Origin of the sequence: Paenibacillus sp. N3/727, from assembly GCF_022637315.1 — a bacterium.
Taxonomy (GTDB): domain Bacteria; phylum Bacillota; class Bacilli; order Paenibacillales; family Paenibacillaceae; genus Paenibacillus_AQ; species Paenibacillus_AQ uliginis.
The window spans coordinates 4,233,373-4,249,233 of the sequence record NZ_CP093336.1 but is presented as its reverse complement, the minus strand read 5'-3'; the positions used below and the strand labels follow the sequence as shown (position 1 = coordinate 4,249,233).

At 47.3% G+C, this 15,861-nt stretch carries 12 protein-coding genes; all 12 read left to right on the top strand.

Features of this window, described 5'->3' with window-relative positions:
* Nucleotides 1-4 precede the first annotated feature (4 nt).
* The 12 genes from MNQ98_RS19515 to rbfA all read left to right on the top strand — a co-directional run bounded on the left by MNQ98_RS19515 (nucleotide 5) and on the right by rbfA (nucleotide 15,849).
* Complete coding sequence (locus MNQ98_RS19515) at nucleotides 5-772, top strand: undecaprenyl pyrophosphate synthase (RefSeq protein WP_241929743.1); 768 nt, start codon at nucleotides 5-7, stop codon at nucleotides 770-772.
* A 19-nt stretch (nucleotides 773-791) separates the two neighbouring features.
* Entirely contained in the window at nucleotides 792-1,592 is an 801-nt protein-coding gene (locus MNQ98_RS19510; RefSeq protein ID WP_241929742.1) for a phosphatidate cytidylyltransferase, read from the top strand.
* 19 nt (nucleotides 1,593-1,611) lie between these two features.
* Entirely contained in the window at nucleotides 1,612-2,751 is a 1,140-nt protein-coding gene (locus tag MNQ98_RS19505; RefSeq protein ID WP_241929741.1) for a 1-deoxy-D-xylulose-5-phosphate reductoisomerase, read from the top strand.
* Nucleotides 2,752-2,885: 134 nt separating this feature from the next.
* Nucleotides 2,886-4,154, top strand: a complete 1,269-nt coding sequence (gene rseP, locus MNQ98_RS19500) for an RIP metalloprotease RseP (protein WP_481856777.1) — start codon at nucleotides 2,886-2,888, stop codon at nucleotides 4,152-4,154.
* Nucleotides 4,155-4,269: 115 nt separating this feature from the next.
* A complete protein-coding gene (gene proS / locus MNQ98_RS19495; protein WP_241929739.1) occupies nucleotides 4,270-5,718 on the top strand; it encodes a proline--tRNA ligase in 1,449 nt (482 codons plus the stop codon).
* 241 nt (nucleotides 5,719-5,959) lie between these two features.
* On the top strand, nucleotides 5,960-10,273 hold the full coding sequence (locus MNQ98_RS19490; protein WP_241929738.1) for a PolC-type DNA polymerase III: 4,314 nt from the start codon (nucleotides 5,960-5,962) through the stop codon (nucleotides 10,271-10,273).
* Nucleotides 10,274-10,468: 195 nt separating this feature from the next.
* The gene (gene rimP, locus MNQ98_RS19485) at nucleotides 10,469-10,930 is read left to right on the top strand and encodes a ribosome maturation factor RimP (RefSeq protein ID WP_241929737.1); all 462 of its coding nucleotides are present in this window, start codon (nucleotides 10,469-10,471) and stop codon (nucleotides 10,928-10,930) included.
* A gap of 32 nt (nucleotides 10,931-10,962) precedes the next feature.
* Nucleotides 10,963-12,060, top strand: coding sequence for a transcription termination factor NusA (gene nusA, locus MNQ98_RS19480; RefSeq protein WP_208918891.1), 1,098 nt, complete (start codon nucleotides 10,963-10,965; stop codon nucleotides 12,058-12,060).
* Between the two features lie 24 nt (nucleotides 12,061-12,084).
* Nucleotides 12,085-12,393, top strand: a complete 309-nt coding sequence (rnpM, locus tag MNQ98_RS19475; protein ID WP_241929736.1) for an RNase P modulator RnpM — start codon at nucleotides 12,085-12,087, stop codon at nucleotides 12,391-12,393.
* The gene (locus tag MNQ98_RS19470) at nucleotides 12,383-12,709 is read left to right on the top strand and encodes a L7Ae/L30e/S12e/Gadd45 family ribosomal protein (RefSeq protein WP_208918893.1); all 327 of its coding nucleotides are present in this window, start codon (nucleotides 12,383-12,385) and stop codon (nucleotides 12,707-12,709) included. Before rnpM ends, MNQ98_RS19470 begins: the two co-directional genes overlap by 11 nt.
* Nucleotides 12,702-15,476 carry a translation initiation factor IF-2 gene (gene infB, locus MNQ98_RS19465; protein WP_241929735.1) on the top strand — a complete coding sequence of 925 codons (2,775 nt, stop codon included), beginning with the start codon at nucleotides 12,702-12,704 and terminating at the stop codon, nucleotides 15,474-15,476. The genes MNQ98_RS19470 and infB overlap by 8 nt, the downstream gene beginning before the upstream one ends.
* A gap of 19 nt (nucleotides 15,477-15,495) precedes the next feature.
* Nucleotides 15,496-15,849 carry a 30S ribosome-binding factor RbfA gene (rbfA, locus tag MNQ98_RS19460; protein ID WP_208918895.1) on the top strand — a complete coding sequence of 118 codons (354 nt, stop codon included), beginning with the start codon at nucleotides 15,496-15,498 and terminating at the stop codon, nucleotides 15,847-15,849.
* The last annotated feature ends 12 nt before the right edge of the window (nucleotides 15,850-15,861 follow it).

The following is a 15,861-nucleotide window of genomic DNA, read 5'->3' as shown; positions in this document are numbered from 1 at the left end:
TGGAATGATCAAACGGGTTCGATCGTGGTTGAATCAGGAGAATAGTCAGCAGGCGCCCCGGCTCTCTCCGGATAACATCCCTCAGCATGTGGCCATCATTATGGACGGCAACGGCCGCTGGGCTAAAAAACGCGGGTTACCGCGTATTTTTGGACACCAGAGCGGTATGAAGGCTGTCAAAAGAGCTACCATTGCGGCGGATGATTTGGGGATCAAAATTTTGACGATGTATGCTTTTTCAACGGAAAACTGGAAGCGTCCCAAGGATGAGGTCGATTTCCTGATGAAGCTTCCGCAGGAGTTTCTGGCGATTGAGTTGGAAGAATTGATAGAGAAAAATGTCCGGGTAACGATGATGGGCCATCCGGAAGATCTTCCCTCGCATACGCTGGAGGCCATGCAAGAAGCGGTTGCAAGGACGGCGAATAATGATGGGCTTGTTTTGAATTTTGCGTTGAATTACGGCAGCCGCAAGGAGATCACTGAATGTGTCAAAGCGTTGGGGCGGGACATTGGCGAGGGAACCCTTCGGCCTGAAGATATTACCGAAGAACTGATAGGGAAAAGGCTTCTCTCGGGCGATCTACCAGATCCGGATTTGCTAATCCGAACGAGCGGTGAACTGCGGCTCAGCAATTTTATGTTGTGGCAGCTCGCATACAGCGAATTAGTGTTTACCGACGTTTTATGGCCTGAGTTTACCAGTGAACATTTGGTCGAAGCTGTTGCTGAATATCAACACAGAACAAGACGCTACGGCGGTCTAAAGTAGTTATGGAGGATGGGACGTAATGAAACAGCGAGTAATTACCGGAATTGTAGCGGGAGCTGTCTTTTTAGGGTTATGTTTCATGGGCGGCCTTTGGTATCATCTTCTCGTCCTTGCTATGTCTTTGATCGGTTATTATGAATTTGTTAAGATGACGAAGGTTGCACCGTTCGGTGGAACGGCGGTCATTGGCTATCTTGGCATACTGATGTTTGTGTTCCCATGGAATCTGCTGGATATTGCACTCCCACTTCCAATAGGGAATGGGACATGGCTTCTAATGCTGCTGTTCTTGCTCGTTACTGTATTCAGCAAGAACAGGGTTGGAATTCAGCAGGTTTCGCTACTGTTTCTGGCCTCAGTTTATATCGGAATAGGCTTTTTGTATATTGCAGAATCACGGAATACACCGGATGGACACGGTCTGTTTTGGACATTCCTGCTTCTTGCATCCATTTGGGCAAGTGACGCCGGCGCTTATTTTGTTGGTCGTAAACTGGGGCGTAACAAACTCTGGCCGGCCATCAGTCCGAACAAAACCATTGAAGGTGCGGTCGGCGGCGTAATTATTGCTGTCATCACTGCGATGATTTTTGCTCTTTTATCCGATGGCCTTCTACCTTTAGGTAATGCTTTGTTGATCGGGCTTTCCAGTGCGGTAATCGGCCAGCTAGGGGATCTTGTGCAATCAGCCTATAAGCGGGTATACGGGATTAAAGACTCCGGTAGTCTTTTACCTGGTCACGGCGGGATTTTAGACCGCTGCGACAGCTGGATTGTTGTATTTCCGTTCGTACATATGTTGAGTCTTCTGCCTTACTGATGAAAGGAAAGATGCAGGAATGAAGAAAATTAGTGTGCTTGGTTCCACGGGTTCCGTCGGTACCCAGACATTAGATGTCGTCTCGAAATATCGTGATCAGTTTCAGATTGAAGGTTTAGCGGCAGGAAACAATGTGGATCTGCTGATTCAGCAGTGCAAGGAATTTAAACCGAAAAAAATTTCGGTAGCTACCAAAGAACTGGCGGAGCGTATTCGTCCGTTTCTTCCTGAAGGTACGCATCTGTTTTATGGCCGTGAGGGATTGATCGAGGTAGCTGCTGGAACCGATGCGGATATCGTCGTTACTGCTGTAGTTGGTAGTATGGGATTACCGTCTACATTAGCCGCGATAGAGGCCGGCAAAACGATTGGTTTGGCCAACAAGGAAACTCTTGTTACGGCAGGACATCTGGTTACGGCTTTAGCTCAAGCTAAGGGTGTCGATCTCATTCCGATCGACAGTGAACATTCGGCGATTTTTCAGTGTCTGAACGGCGAACGGCGTGAAGATATTGAGTTCATTACCATAACCGCATCTGGTGGTTCCTTCCGTGACTTGAACCGGGAACAGCTGAAAAATGTAACGGTTGAAGATGCTTTGAAACATCCGAACTGGTCCATGGGCGCTAAAATAACCATTGATTCGGCAACGATGATGAACAAGGGACTGGAAGTCATCGAGGCGCATTGGCTATTTGGGCTGCCGTATGAACAGATTCAAGTACTGCTTCATCCAGAAAGTATCATTCACTCATTCGTGCAGTACCGGGATTCCAGTATTATTGCACAGCTCGGGAATCCGGACATGAGGGTGCCGATCCAATATGCGCTCACGTATCCGGAACGGTGGCCATCACCTTCACCCACACTATCTCTTGCAGAAGCCGGTAAGCTTCAATTCCGTGAAATGGACTTTGAACGTTTTCCTTGTTTAAGGCTTGCTTATGAATGTGGTAAAATGGGTGGGACGGCAACAACGGTATTTAACGCCGCTAATGAAATAGCGGTTGCCCGTTTTCTGCGGAAAGAAATTTCATTTCTGCAGATTGAGGATATCATCGAAAAAGTGCTGAACGAGCATCAGAACACACCTGAACCGGCTTTGGAGGTAATTGAAGAAAGTGACAAATTGGCGCGTGAACTTGCCGCGCGACTGTAGGATTCTGAAGCTATCCGAAATTCTCCCTGAAAAAAGCTGACAGCATGTGATTCTCTTGTGATGAACAAGAGAATAATGATAATCTATAGGGACATACTGCGTTCTCAGAGGAAAAGGGGGATGTCAATTTGGAAATGGTGCAGGTCGTTTTTTTAACGGTGCTTATGTTTTTTGTCATCGTAACGGTGCATGAATGGGGGCACTATTATTTCGCCAAGCGAGCTGGTATTTTGGTTCGGGAGTTTGCGATCGGTTTCGGGCCGAAACTGTTCTCGTATAAACGTAACGAAACTCAATTCACATTGCGTCTGCTTCCATTCGGAGGATACGCCCGAATGGCCGGGGAAGATCCGGAATTGGTTGAGATTCAGGCGGGACAGACAATTGCTGTAAGGTTAAATAGTGATAATCAGGTGAAGCGCATTTACTTGGATCAGCTTGATAACCGTAAGAATGTAATCCGGGGCGAGGTTCAGTTTATCGACCTGGAAGAACGTCTTTCCCTACGTCTGGATGTAGATGGTGAGTTTCAGCAGTACGAGGTTCATCCTCAAGCTATGATGGTAACCAAGGGGACGGAAACACAGATCGCCCCTAAAAATCGCCAGTTCGGAAGTAAGACGGTCGGCCAACGTGCCCTTGCTATTTTTGCTGGTCCGGTGATGAATTTTTTACTTGCGTTCATTTTGTTCGCACTTCACATTCAGATGGCGGGAATTCCGGTGGAGAACCCGACTTATGTGCAGATTGGTAAGATTACAAAAGGCATGCCTGCGGATGAAGCGAATCTTCAGGAAGGCGACATCATCGAAACTGTCAATGGTACGGCAATAGGTGCGGATTTCAAAAAAATGATCGAACTTATTTCCGTTTCCAAGGACAAGCCGATGGATTGGACGGTTCGTCGTGGGGACGAGGTGTTTAATGTAACGTTAACACCACGATCCATGGAAGGACAGGAAGGCGGAAAGGTTGGTATCGTGACCGAGCTGCCAAGTCGTTCGGCGGGGCTCGGAGAGACCATTACCGGTTCAGGAAAAGCGATGGTGGATACGACAAACATCATTTTCCAGGGATTCAGTCAGTTGATTAATAAGTTCTCTATGGACGATTTGGGTGGTCCGGTTCGTACCTTTGAGGTTACCGGACAGATTGCTAAGCAAGGTATTGAGCAGTTGACCTATTGGGCAGCAATACTCAGCCTTTATCTTGGTATATTTAACCTGTTGCCAGTACCTGCACTTGACGGAAGTCGTCTCGTGTTTCTTGGAGTGGAGGCATTACGCGGCAAGCCGGTTGATCCAAACCGGGAAGGTATGGTGCATTTTATCGGATTCGCCATGTTGTTCCTCCTGATGATCGCCGTAACCTATAATGATATACTACGTTTAATTAACGGTTAACCATTCATTTACGGCTCGGTGCGCCAGCCGCACGGAGCCGTAAATTTTTAATACCCTGACTTCAGCCTGATAAGCTGCATAATCGATGTTTTTATATGGGAGGACAAGTATTCTTATGTCTAAGGATAAACAATTCGTGACTGAAATTACGCCACAGGGAGAGGATTTCTCACGCTGGTATATTGACGTCATTAAAAAAGCGGACTTAATGGATTATTCACCGGTTCGGGGCTGTATTGTTTTCAAACCGGACGGTTATGAAATCTGGGAACATATCAAGGATGAATTGGACCGTCGTTTTAAAGAGACAGGACACCGCAATGCGTATTTCCCGCTCTTTATTCCAGAAAGTTTTTTCCAAAAGGAAAAGGAACATGTAGAGGGCTTTAACCCGGAACTACCTTGGGTAACGGAAGCAGCCGGTGAGAAGCTTGAAGAGCGTCTGGCGATTCGTCCGACTTCTGAAACGATGATCGGACATATGTACTCCAAGTGGATTCAGTCTTACCGTGATCTTCCGGTGCTGATTAACCAGTGGGCTAACGTTGTGCGTTGGGAGAAACGGACACTTCCGTTTTTGCGGACCAGTGAGTTTTTATGGCAGGAAGGCCACACAGCTCATGAGACGGAAGAGGAAGCACGTCAGGAAACGATGCAAATGCTGGACATTTACTGTGATTTTGTTGAGAACTACTTAGCGATTCCGGTTATTAAAGGCCAGAAGACTCCTTCCGAGAAGTTTGCAGGTGCCATGGATACGTATTCCATTGAAGCGATGATGAAAGACGGACGGGCTGTTCAGGCAGGCACATCCCACTACATGGGAACCAACTTTTCCACAGCTTTTGAAATTCAATATTTGAACCGAGAAAATACGCTTGAGTATGCACACACCACCTCTTGGGGCGTAAGTACACGCTTGATCGGATCTTTGATCATGGTTCACGGGGATGACCGTGGATTGGTATTACCTCCGAAGGTTGCTCCAACACAAGTTATTATGGTTCCGATCGGACCTCCTAAGACTTGGGAAGCGGTTGTTGCACGTACGGACGAGCTGTTCAGCGAACTGAAATCAGCAGGAATTCGGGTTCGTGTGGATGATAATACTGATGTGCGTCCGGGGTGGAAGTTTAACGAGTACGAAATGCGCGGTGTTCCGGTCCGTCTGGAAATCGGACCTCGTGACATGGAGAACGGTGTATGTGTGCTCGTTTCCCGAATCACTGGAGAGAAGAAAATTGTACAACAAGCGAATCTGCTAGAGGAAGTTCAGGCGATGCTAGACCAAGTACATCAGGAGATGTATGACCGTGCCAAGGAATTCCGTGAAGATCATTTCTATTCTGTTGATACATTGGATGAAATGAAGGAAAGTATGGAAGAGAAGCGTGGCTTCACTTTGGCTGGATGGTGTGGTTCTGAGGCTTGTGAGGATACGGTAAAGCAGGAAACCGGTGCTACTAGCCGTAATATTCCGTTTGAACCATCTGAACAGAAGAAGACTTGTCTCGTTTGTGGAGAAGAGGCAAATCATACCGTTCTGTTCGCAAGAGCTTACTAATGTGATAGAGTAATAGTTAATCAGAATGCTTGAACTATAACGAAACAAATATTATTCCGGAAAGCTTCTGGATGGCATGACGCTCTGTGTGCAACAGGACGAATGGGTGCTGCCCCAGAAGCTTTTCGTTTGAAAAATAAGAAAGTCTTCTTGCAGAAACATCATCGTCCTTCTCAAAGGAAGACGATGTCGTTTCTACTTGTCTGACTGATTGTTTTATCGTAAGCAGGGGGAGGGAACCATGGGCACAGCGGAAGAGAAGAGAAAACGGTTTGAACTGCTGATGAAGCAGGGAGAAGTCCCGGCAGGTTTGATAGAACCCTATTTTTTAGACGGTTTGATTGAGCAGGTGGAGATCAGCCGTACCAGCAAGGAATGGACGGTAACCATCTTGAAGGAGACCCTCGTACCGTCAGAGGTATATCGGACGTTTTGCTTAAGGATACAAGAGAAAATGAATCATATCGCCAAGGTTAAGTTTGTATTCCAGTATCAGGGAATGATCCGTGAAACGGACATCGTACAGGAGTACTGGAGCCTTTTCCTGGAATGGGTGCACCGGGAAATTCCATCAGTGAATGGATGGATGGCGAGAGCCAAGTATGAAGTGGAAGAAGGTTTGCTGCAGCTCACGATGTCGGATGGTATGTCTCTGGAGCTTGCACGAAAGAAGCAGATCGACGAAGCTATCACCCGGTTCTATAGTCAGTACTTTGCGCTTACTCTTCGGGTGAAAATGAGTGTTGGCGATAATGGGTTGGCAGCCTATGAAGAGTTCGAGCAGAAGAAGCGTGAAGAAGAACGCGAAGTTATCCAGCAACTTATGACAAGCCTGGAAGTTGAGAACGATTCAGATGAAGAAGAAGGCGATATCAAACTACAGGTAGGATATGACATCAAGGATCAGCCTGTACCGATTCAGGAAATCCAGGACGAGGAAAAGAAAATTGCGATTCAGGGTACCATTTTCGGCCTTGACCGTAAGGAGCTCCGAAACGGCAGCACACTCTTTATGTTTAACCTTACTGATTTTACGGATTCACTGCAGATGAAGATGTTTGCCAAAACCAAGGATGATCTGAAGGTGCTGAATCTCCTGGCGGATGGCAAGTGGGTGAAGGCGCGCGGCCGGGTTGAGTTTGACCGGTTTATGCAGGTACCTGAACTTGTGATGATTCCGTCGGATCTAATAGAAGTGAAAGCTCCGCCGTCTCGCAAAGATAATGCGCCTGTGAAGCGTGTGGAATTTCACCTCCATACAACAATGAGCACGATGGATGCTGTAACTTCGATTGATAAATATATTAAAACGGCTGCCGACTGGGGTCATAAAGCGATTGCGGTCAGTGACCACGGCGGTATTCAGTGTTACCCGGATGCCGATAAGCATTCCAGAAAAAATGGCATCAAGATGATGTATGGTGTAGAGGCCAATGTTGTCAACGACGCAGTTAATGTGGTGGAGCAAGCACAGCCGATTGAGCTGAATAGTGCAACATACGTTGTATTCGATATCGAGACGACCGGTCTATCCATCACTCGAAACAAAATTACAGAACTTGCGGCCGTTAAAATGCATGAAGGCAAGGAAATTGACAGATATGCAACCTTTGTTAATCCTCACGAAAAAATCCCGTATCATATCCAGCAGCTGACCAATATTACAGATGAAATGGTAAAGGATGCTCCGGATTTGGAGCCAGTCCTCAAGGATTTCGTTGAGTTTGTTGGGGATGCTGTAATAGTCGCTCATAACGCCAGATTTGATATGGGCTTTATTCAAGCCTCATTAAAGATCGCGGGGATGCCTACGCTAGAGAATCCATATTTAGATACGCTCGAGCTGGCACGATTGCTTCATCCGGGGATGAAGAACCACCGTTTGAATACACTGGCTAATAAGTACAAGGTATTGCTGGAAAGCCATCACCGGGCCATTGACGACACCATTGCACTTGCTGGCATCTTGAATGGGCTGCTGGCAGATGTGGATAAGATGAAGGGGATTACGATGCTGAATCGTCTTAATGACTATGTTGGTAACGACTTGTCTAACACGAGACCTTTTCACTGTGGAATATACGCATTGAACCCGGTAGGCAAGAAAAACTTGTACAAGCTGGTATCCATGTCACACACGGAACATTTCAAAAAAGTGCCTTGTATTCCGAAGTCCAAGCTGGAGAAGATGCGTGACGGGCTGCTAGTGCTGTCAGGATGTGAGAAGGGTGAGTTTTTCGAGACGGTTCTCAATAAGACGGAGGAAGAAGCGGAAGAAATCGCCCAATTCTATGACGTTCTTGAAGTGCAGCCGCTAACGATGTACATGCACCTTGTGGATAAAGGTTTTGTTGGAAGTCCTGATGAGCTGAAGACGGCCATTGGGCGAGTGATCCGTATCGGGGAGAAGCTGAACAAGCCTGTTATTGCAACAGGAAACGTTCATTACCTCGAGCCGCGTCATAAGCTATTCCGTGACATTACAATTCACGGTATTACGGGTTTTAGCCCACTGAAGGATATTCGCAAGCCGGATGCTCATTTCCGTACAACCGAAGAGATGCTGGAGGAGTTCGAATTTTTAGGTGGAGATAAAGCATTCGAAATCGTTGTTAAGAATACGAATGATTTGGCAGATCGGTTTGAGGAATTCGAACTGTTCCCGTCGAAGCTGTTCACTCCAATTATTGAAGGTGCGGATGAGGAAATCCGCAACACATGTTATGAAACCGCAAAATCGATTTATGGGGAAGAGCTGCCGGAGGTTGTTGTAGCCCGTCTGGAGAAAGAACTGGAGCCAATCATCAAGTACGGTTTCTCTGCGAACTATCTCATTTCCGAGAAACTGGTTAAGAAATCGAATCAGGATGGATACCTTGTAGGCTCGCGGGGCTCTGTAGGCTCTTCTGTAGTAGCGACCTTCTTGGGCATCTCAGAGGTTAACCCGCTTCCGGCTCATTACATTTGTAAGGATCCGGCTTGTAAGCACAGCGAATGGTTCCTGGACGGCAGCGTGCCAAGCGGATTCGACTTGCCGGGCAAGGCTTGTCCGGAATGCGGAAACATGATGAAAGGCGAGGGACAGGATATACCGTTCGAAACATTCCTAGGTTTCAAAGGGGATAAGGTTCCCGATATTGACTTGAACTTCTCCGGTGAATATCAACCGCTTGCCCATAATTTCACCAAAGAGATGTTCGGGCCGAAGAACGTTTTCCGGGCAGGTACGATCGGTACCGTGGCAGAGAAGACGGCATTTGGCTTCGCCAAGAAATATGAAGAGCACAATAACAAGCGCTGGCGGGGCGCAGAATTGAACCGGCTTGCGTCAGGCTGTACCGGCGTCAAGCGGAGCACAGGCCAGCATCCCGGCGGGATCGTAGTTGTCCCGGATTATATCGAGGTTGAAGAGATCACGCCTGTGCAATTTCCAGCCGACGATGTCAATGCGGAGTGGAAAACAACGCATTTCGATTATCATGCCTTTGAAGCGAATCTGCTCAAGCTTGATATTCTCGGGCATGATGATCCGACCATGATGCGTATGCTTCAGGATTTGACGGGAGTAGACCCTACAACAATCCCGATGAATGATCCGAAGGTCATGAGTATGTTTAACTCCACGGATGCACTCGGTGTTACGCCGGAGCAAATCCGCTCACCTGTTGCAACATACGGGGTTCCCGAGATGGGTACGAAATTTGTTAGACAGATGCTGATTGAATCCCAGCCGTCAAGTTTCGCTGACCTTTTGCAAATTTCAGGATTGTCTCACGGTACAGGCGTATGGCTAGGGAATGCTCAGGAGCTGATTAAGAACGGTACATGCAACATCAAGACCGTTATCGGCTGTCGCGATGACATTATGCTGTTCCTGATTTACAAAGCGGGTATGGACGCCGGATTAGCGTTTAAGATTACGGAAAGTGTTCGTAAAGGTAAGGGACTGTCACAGGAATGGATTGACGAAATGAAGAGATGTAAAGTACCTCAGTGGTATATCGACTCATGTCTGAAAATCCAGTACATGTTCCCGAAGGCGCACGCTGCTGCCTATGTTATTTCGGCTGTGCGTACCGCCTATTTCAAGCTCTACCATCCGATTGAATACTACGCCACTTATTTCTCTGTTCGTGCTGAGGACTTTGATATCGAGTTGTGTTGTCAAGGTTATGATGCGATAGGGCGCCGAATTATTGAGATCGAACAGTTAGGATTTCAGGCAAGTACCAAGGAGAAGAGCATGCTTCCAATTCTTGAAATGGCACTGGAAATGTCAGCTCGCGGCTTAAAGTTCAAGAGTATTGATCTTTATCGTTCCGATGCTCTCCGCTTCATCGTGGATGGGGATTCACTAATTCCGCCATTCTCTGCCTTACAGGGTGTCGGTGATAATGCAGCACGAAACATTGCGGCTGCAAAAGAGTACGGAGAGTTTCTGTCCATTGAAGATTTTCAGCAGAAGTCCAAAGCCAGTAAGACAGCGATTGAGCTGCTTACCCAAATGGGCTGCTTCCGGGGATTGCCGGAGAGCAACCAGCTCTCATTGTTTTAATGAATGGCTGAAAATAAAGGGGTTCTGCGGGCCTCTTGACAACTTGACAGTCAAGGACTCATACTTGTCACTATTGCCAGACTATGTTATAATTTTTTTGGTAATCATGGAGATAAAACCGTTGTGTAAAGAGTGGGGCAACCCACTCTTTACTCTTTGGTATATAGGAAATGAAAGTGTTGGAGGTTATGTTCTTTGAGCACACCGAAGATTAAAACGACTGTGGAAGAAATGGTGCAGCCGTATTTGGATGAACACGGCTTTGAACTGGTAGATGTGGAGTATGTTAAAGAAGGCAGCAATTGGTTTCTACGGGTGTTTGTGGACAAAGAAGGCGGCATCGATATAGACGATTGCGGTTTGGTCAGCGAATATCTGAGCCAAAAGCTGGACGAGAATGATCCAATTCCGACCGCTTACTTTCTTGAAGTTTCTTCACCTGGTGCAGAACGTCCATTGAAGAAGAAAGAAGACGTTGTCAAATCAGTCGGTAAAGATGTTTTCGTTACGGTTTACGAGGCTGTGGATGGAATGAAGGAATTTGAAGGCAAGCTGGAATCCTTTGATAACGAGGAGCTTGTCATTAAAATCGGAAAGAAACAGCATGTTATTCCATATGCAAAAGTTGCCAGTGCCAGATTGGCCATCATTTTTTAGACGGAAGTTTTGAAAGGGGGAACCGATTTTCAATGAGTATGGATTTTATTGAAGCAATGAATGAATTGGAGAGAGACAAGGGTATCAGCAAGGATGTGCTGTTTGAAGCGATTGAGGCGGCACTTATTTCCAGCTATAAACGCAATTTCAACGCCGCGCAAAATGTGCGAGTGGATATGAACCGCAATACCGGAGTTATTAAGGTATATGCCCGCAAATTGATCGTGGAAGAGGTTCTGGATTCTCGCACAGAAATTTCGCTGCCTGCAGCACGTGACATTAACCCGCATTTTCAAATCGACGATATCGCCGAGATTGAAGTAACCCCGCGAGATTTTGGCCGTATTGCAGCACAAACTGCCAAGCAGGTCGTTACACAACGTATTCGTGAAGCGGAACGCGGACTGATCTACAGTGCCTTTATCGATAAAGAAGATGATATTGTAACAGGTACGCTGCAGCGTCAAGATCCGCGCAACATCTACATTGACCTGGGTAAGATTGAAGCGGTTCTGCCGCTCACCGAGCTTATGCCTAACGAAAAGTTCAAGCACGGCGACCGAATCAAGGCGTACATTACTAAGGTTGAGAACACGACAAAGGGACCTCAGATTATGCTGTCCCGTACGCATCCGGGTCTCTTGAAGCGTCTGTTTGAGCTTGAGGTTCCTGAAATTTTTGACGGTGTAGTTGAAATTCGTTCCGTAGCTCGTGAAGCCGGATTCCGTTCCAAAATCGCCGTGTACTCCCGCAACGAGGAGGTCGATCCTGTCGGTTCTTGTGTAGGGCCAAAAGGTATGCGTGTGCAGACGATCGTCAACGAGCTTCGTGGTGAAAAAATCGACATCGTACGGTATTCGGAGCAGGTTGAGGAGTATGTTGCTAATGCTTTGAGTCCTTCCAAAGTATTGGAAGTTCAGGTTTACGAGGACGAGAAGATGGCTCGCGTTATCGTTCCTGACTATCAACTGTCTCTGGCCATCGGAATTAAAGGTCAGAACGCCCGACTTGCGGCTAAACTGACAGGCTGGAAAATCGATATTAAGAGCGAGAGCCAGGCGGAACAGGAATACGGCAGACCAAAAACCCACTCGGGTGAAATGCATCAGGATTCCGTCTCCGTCGATTAAAGTAAACAGACGGGGGTGTTAGCTTTGAAACAGAGAAAGATACCGCTTCGTAAATGTGTGGCTTGTCAGGAAATGATGTCCAAGAAGCAACTTATCCGTGTAGTAAAGACACCCGATGATACAGTGCTTATTGATCTGACTGGCAAGAAGTCGGGCAGGGGCGCTTATTTGTGCGGGAAATTGTCCTGCTTTAAGCTTGCACACAAAAACAAAGCGCTTGATCGTGCTTTAAAGCATCATGTTAAGCCTGAAATTTATGAGCAGCTGGCACAGGACTTCATCAAGGTAGAAGATGAATTCCTAGCCGCCAAGGAGAGTGCCGATGACGAATAGGGCGCTTTCTCATTTGGGTCTTGCCATGCGAGCAGGTAAAGTGGTTACCGGCGATGAGATCGTGCTCAAAGTAATCCGGTCTTCTGAAGCGAAAATGGTCATTCTGGCGGGTGACGCCTCAGATAATACAAAAAAAAAGTTCCGCGATAAATGCGGAACTTATAAAATCCCTCTGGTAATCGGATTTGACCGGGAAAGACTGGGCACAAGTGTAGGTAAACCGCAAAGGGTTGTGCTGGCAGTGACGGATCAAGGATTCGCAGAAATGATCTCCAAGCAAGTGGGGATAATGTCGGAGGTGGAGTATATTGAGTAAACAGGAAAACAAAGACAATAAACTTCGTGTATATGAGTATGCTAAATCGTTGAACATGAGCAGTAAGGAAATTATCACGATACTCAAGCGTCTAAATGTTCCAGTTAATAATCATATGAGTGTTATGGAGAACGAGACGGTATCCAAGGTGGAGCAGTTCTTTAAAGACATCAAGTCTAACGCTGCTGCTAAAAGGGACGGATCGGAAACATCACGGGGCGACAGCCGCAAGCCAGCAGTTTCTGGGGCTAGCAGTGCGGTTTCAGCTGGAAGCACTCAGGTAAACACTCCTCAACAAAATAACGAAGGCAGTCGCAGTGGGCAAAACGACAGCCGGAATCAAGGTCAAAGACCATCTGGTCAAGGACAGGAACAAGGACAGCCTAAAAAACAACAGGAAAAGCAGGTAGGTATGAACAATAGAAATCAGAACACCCCAAATGCATCCGGCTCTCAACAGCGCTCTCAAGGTAGTCAGGATTCCCGGAGAACCAACAATTCTGGATCTTCCCAAGGAAACCAGCAAAACAACCGCAGCAGAGGCCCACAGGGCTCTGGGCAACAAAGCGGATCCCGTCCTCAGCAAGGAACAGGACAGGGTGGAGCGCGCTCACAAGGTGGAGGTCAGTCCCAAGGTTCACGTTCTCCTCAAGGTGGAGGTCAGTCCCAAGGTTCACGTTCTCCTCAAGGTGGAGGTCAGTCCCAAGGTTCACGTTCTCCTCAAGGTGGAGGTCAGTCTCAAGGCTCACGTTCCCCTCAGGCTGGAGGACAGTCTCAAGGAGGACGTTCCGACTCCAACCGTGCAGGCGGTAACACCGGCGGTTATTCCAACAATAACAATGCTGGAAACCGCGGTGGAAACAGAAACAATAATAATAATAATAACAACAACAACCGTCCAGGCTCCAAAAAATTTGACGATAACCGTCAAGGGGGCTTCCGTAACAATCGCGGAGGTAAGAATAACCGCGGTCGGAACCAGAACCAGCAGCCGCCTCGTGAGAAAATCGACAACACGCCGAAGAAAATTATCGTCCGTGGCAACATGACCGTCGGTGAAACGGCGAAGCTGCTTCATAAGGACGCTTCCGAGGTCATTAAGAAGCTGATTTTCCTCGGCGTGATGGCCACGATTAACCAGGAACTCGATATTGATACGATTCTGCTTCTGGCCGGCGAGTTCGGTGTTGAGGTAGAAGTGAAGATTCCGGTTGTGGAAGACCGCTTCGAAACTGTTGAAGAGGTTGATGATCCGGCGGATCTGCATGAACGTCCTCCGGTCGTTACGATTATGGGTCACGTTGACCATGGTAAAACGACACTTTTGGATGCTATTCGTTCAGCGAACGTATCCAGTGGCGAGGCTGGTGGTATTACCCAGCATATCGGTGCTTACCAGGTTGAAATTAACAGCAAGAAGATTACATTCTTGGATACACCAGGTCACGAAGCATTTACAGCTATGCGTGCCCGTGGTGCTCAAGTTACAGATATGACGATTATCGTAGTTGCAGCGGATGACGGCGTTATGCCTCAAACGGTTGAAGCCATCAACCACGCAAAGGCTGCGGGATTGCCAATTATCGTAGCAGTAAACAAGATTGATAAGCCTGAAGCGAATCCGGACAAAGTGAAACAGGAATTAACGGAGTATGAGCTTGTACCGGAAGAGTGGGGCGGAGACACAATCTTCGTTAACGTTTCGGCTAAACAGCGCATGGGTCTTGAGGATCTTCTTGAGATGATTCTGCTTGTAGCTGAAGTAAATGAGTACAAAGCGAACCCGGATAAGCGTGCCCGCGGTACCGTCATTGAAGCTGAACTGGATAAAGGCAGAGGTCCGGTGGCAAGGATTCTTGTACAACACGGTACACTTAAAGTCGGTGACGCCTTTGTTGCAGGTAACTGCTTCGGCCGTATCCGCGCTATGGTTAACGATAAGGGACGCCGTCTGAAAGAAGCCGGTCCTTCGACTCCTGTTGAAATTACAGGTTTGACCGAAGTTCCGGGAGCGGGAGATCCGTTTATGGTGTTTGAAGACGAGCGTAAAGCCCGTTCCATTGCCGATAAACGTTCCATCACACAGCGTCAATCCGAGTTGAACACAAATACACGTGTCACACTTGATGATTTGTTTCAACATATTAAAGATGGTGAAATTAAGGACCTTAACGTTATTATCAAAGGTGACGTGCAGGGCTCCGTTGAGGCGCTGAAAGGTTCCTTGAATAAAATTGAAGTGGAAGGCGTTCGCGTGAAAATCATTCACAGTGGCGCAGGCGCCATTACAGAGTCAGATGTTATTTTGGCTGCTGCTTCCAATGCCATCGTGATCGGCTTTAACGTGCGTCCGGATACTCAGGCTAAACAAACCGCTGAACAAGAAAAAGTGGATGTTCGCTTGCACCGGGTTATCTATAACGTGATTGAAGAGATTGAGCAAGCCATGAAAGGTATGCTGGATCCGATTTACAAGGAAAGTGTCATCGGCCATGCCGAAGTGCGTAACACCTTTAAAGTCAGCAAGGTGGGTACGATTGCAGGTTGTATGGTTACTTCCGGTAAAATATCGCGTAACGCCGAAATGCGCCTGATCCGTGACGGCATCGTTATTCATGAAGGTAAGATCGATTCACTCAAACGCTACAAAGATGATGCTAAAGATGTGGCGCAAGGTTATGAATGTGGCATTACCTTGGAAAGCTATAGTGACGTCAAAGAAGGAGACGTCATTGAAGCCTTTATCATGGAAACGGTAGAGCGCTAACGTAAAGAGGTGATCAGACATGGCTAAAATCCGAACAGGACGCGTCAGCGAACAAATTAAGAAAGAACTCAGCCAGCTTATACAGACGGAGATGAAGGATCCGCGAATCGGCTTCATCACGGTAACCGGGGTAGATGTGACGAATGACTTGTCACAGGCTAAGGTATATCTCAGCGTACTCGGTGATGATGAGCAGAAAGCTGCTACCTTGAAAGGACTTGAGAAAGCAAGTGGCTTTCTCCGTTCAGAGCTTGGCAAAAGAGTTCGTCTCCGCCATGTGCCGGAGTTGATCTTCAAGTTCGATGAATCCATTGCATACGGTAGCCGGATTGAGAAGCTGCTGGGTGAAATCGGTGAGCGCGAAGAAGATTAGACAGATCGTTTT

Coding starts and splice junctions, on each gene's coding strand:
- MNQ98_RS19515 (WP_241929743.1), top strand. CDS start 5: ATGATCAAACGGGTTCGATCGTGGTTGAATCAGGAGAATAGTCAGCAG.
- MNQ98_RS19510 (WP_241929742.1), top strand. CDS start 792: ATGAAACAGCGAGTAATTACCGGAATTGTAGCGGGAGCTGTCTTTTTA.
- MNQ98_RS19505 (WP_241929741.1), top strand. CDS start 1,612: ATGAAGAAAATTAGTGTGCTTGGTTCCACGGGTTCCGTCGGTACCCAG.
- rseP (WP_481856777.1), top strand. CDS start 2,886: ATGGTGCAGGTCGTTTTTTTAACGGTGCTTATGTTTTTTGTCATCGTA.
- proS (WP_241929739.1), top strand. CDS start 4,270: ATGTCTAAGGATAAACAATTCGTGACTGAAATTACGCCACAGGGAGAG.
- MNQ98_RS19490 (WP_241929738.1), top strand. CDS start 5,960: ATGGGCACAGCGGAAGAGAAGAGAAAACGGTTTGAACTGCTGATGAAG.
- nusA (WP_208918891.1), top strand. CDS start 10,963: ATGAGTATGGATTTTATTGAAGCAATGAATGAATTGGAGAGAGACAAG.
- MNQ98_RS19470 (WP_208918893.1), top strand. CDS start 12,383: ATGACGAATAGGGCGCTTTCTCATTTGGGTCTTGCCATGCGAGCAGGT.
- rbfA (WP_208918895.1), top strand. CDS start 15,496: ATGGCTAAAATCCGAACAGGACGCGTCAGCGAACAAATTAAGAAAGAA.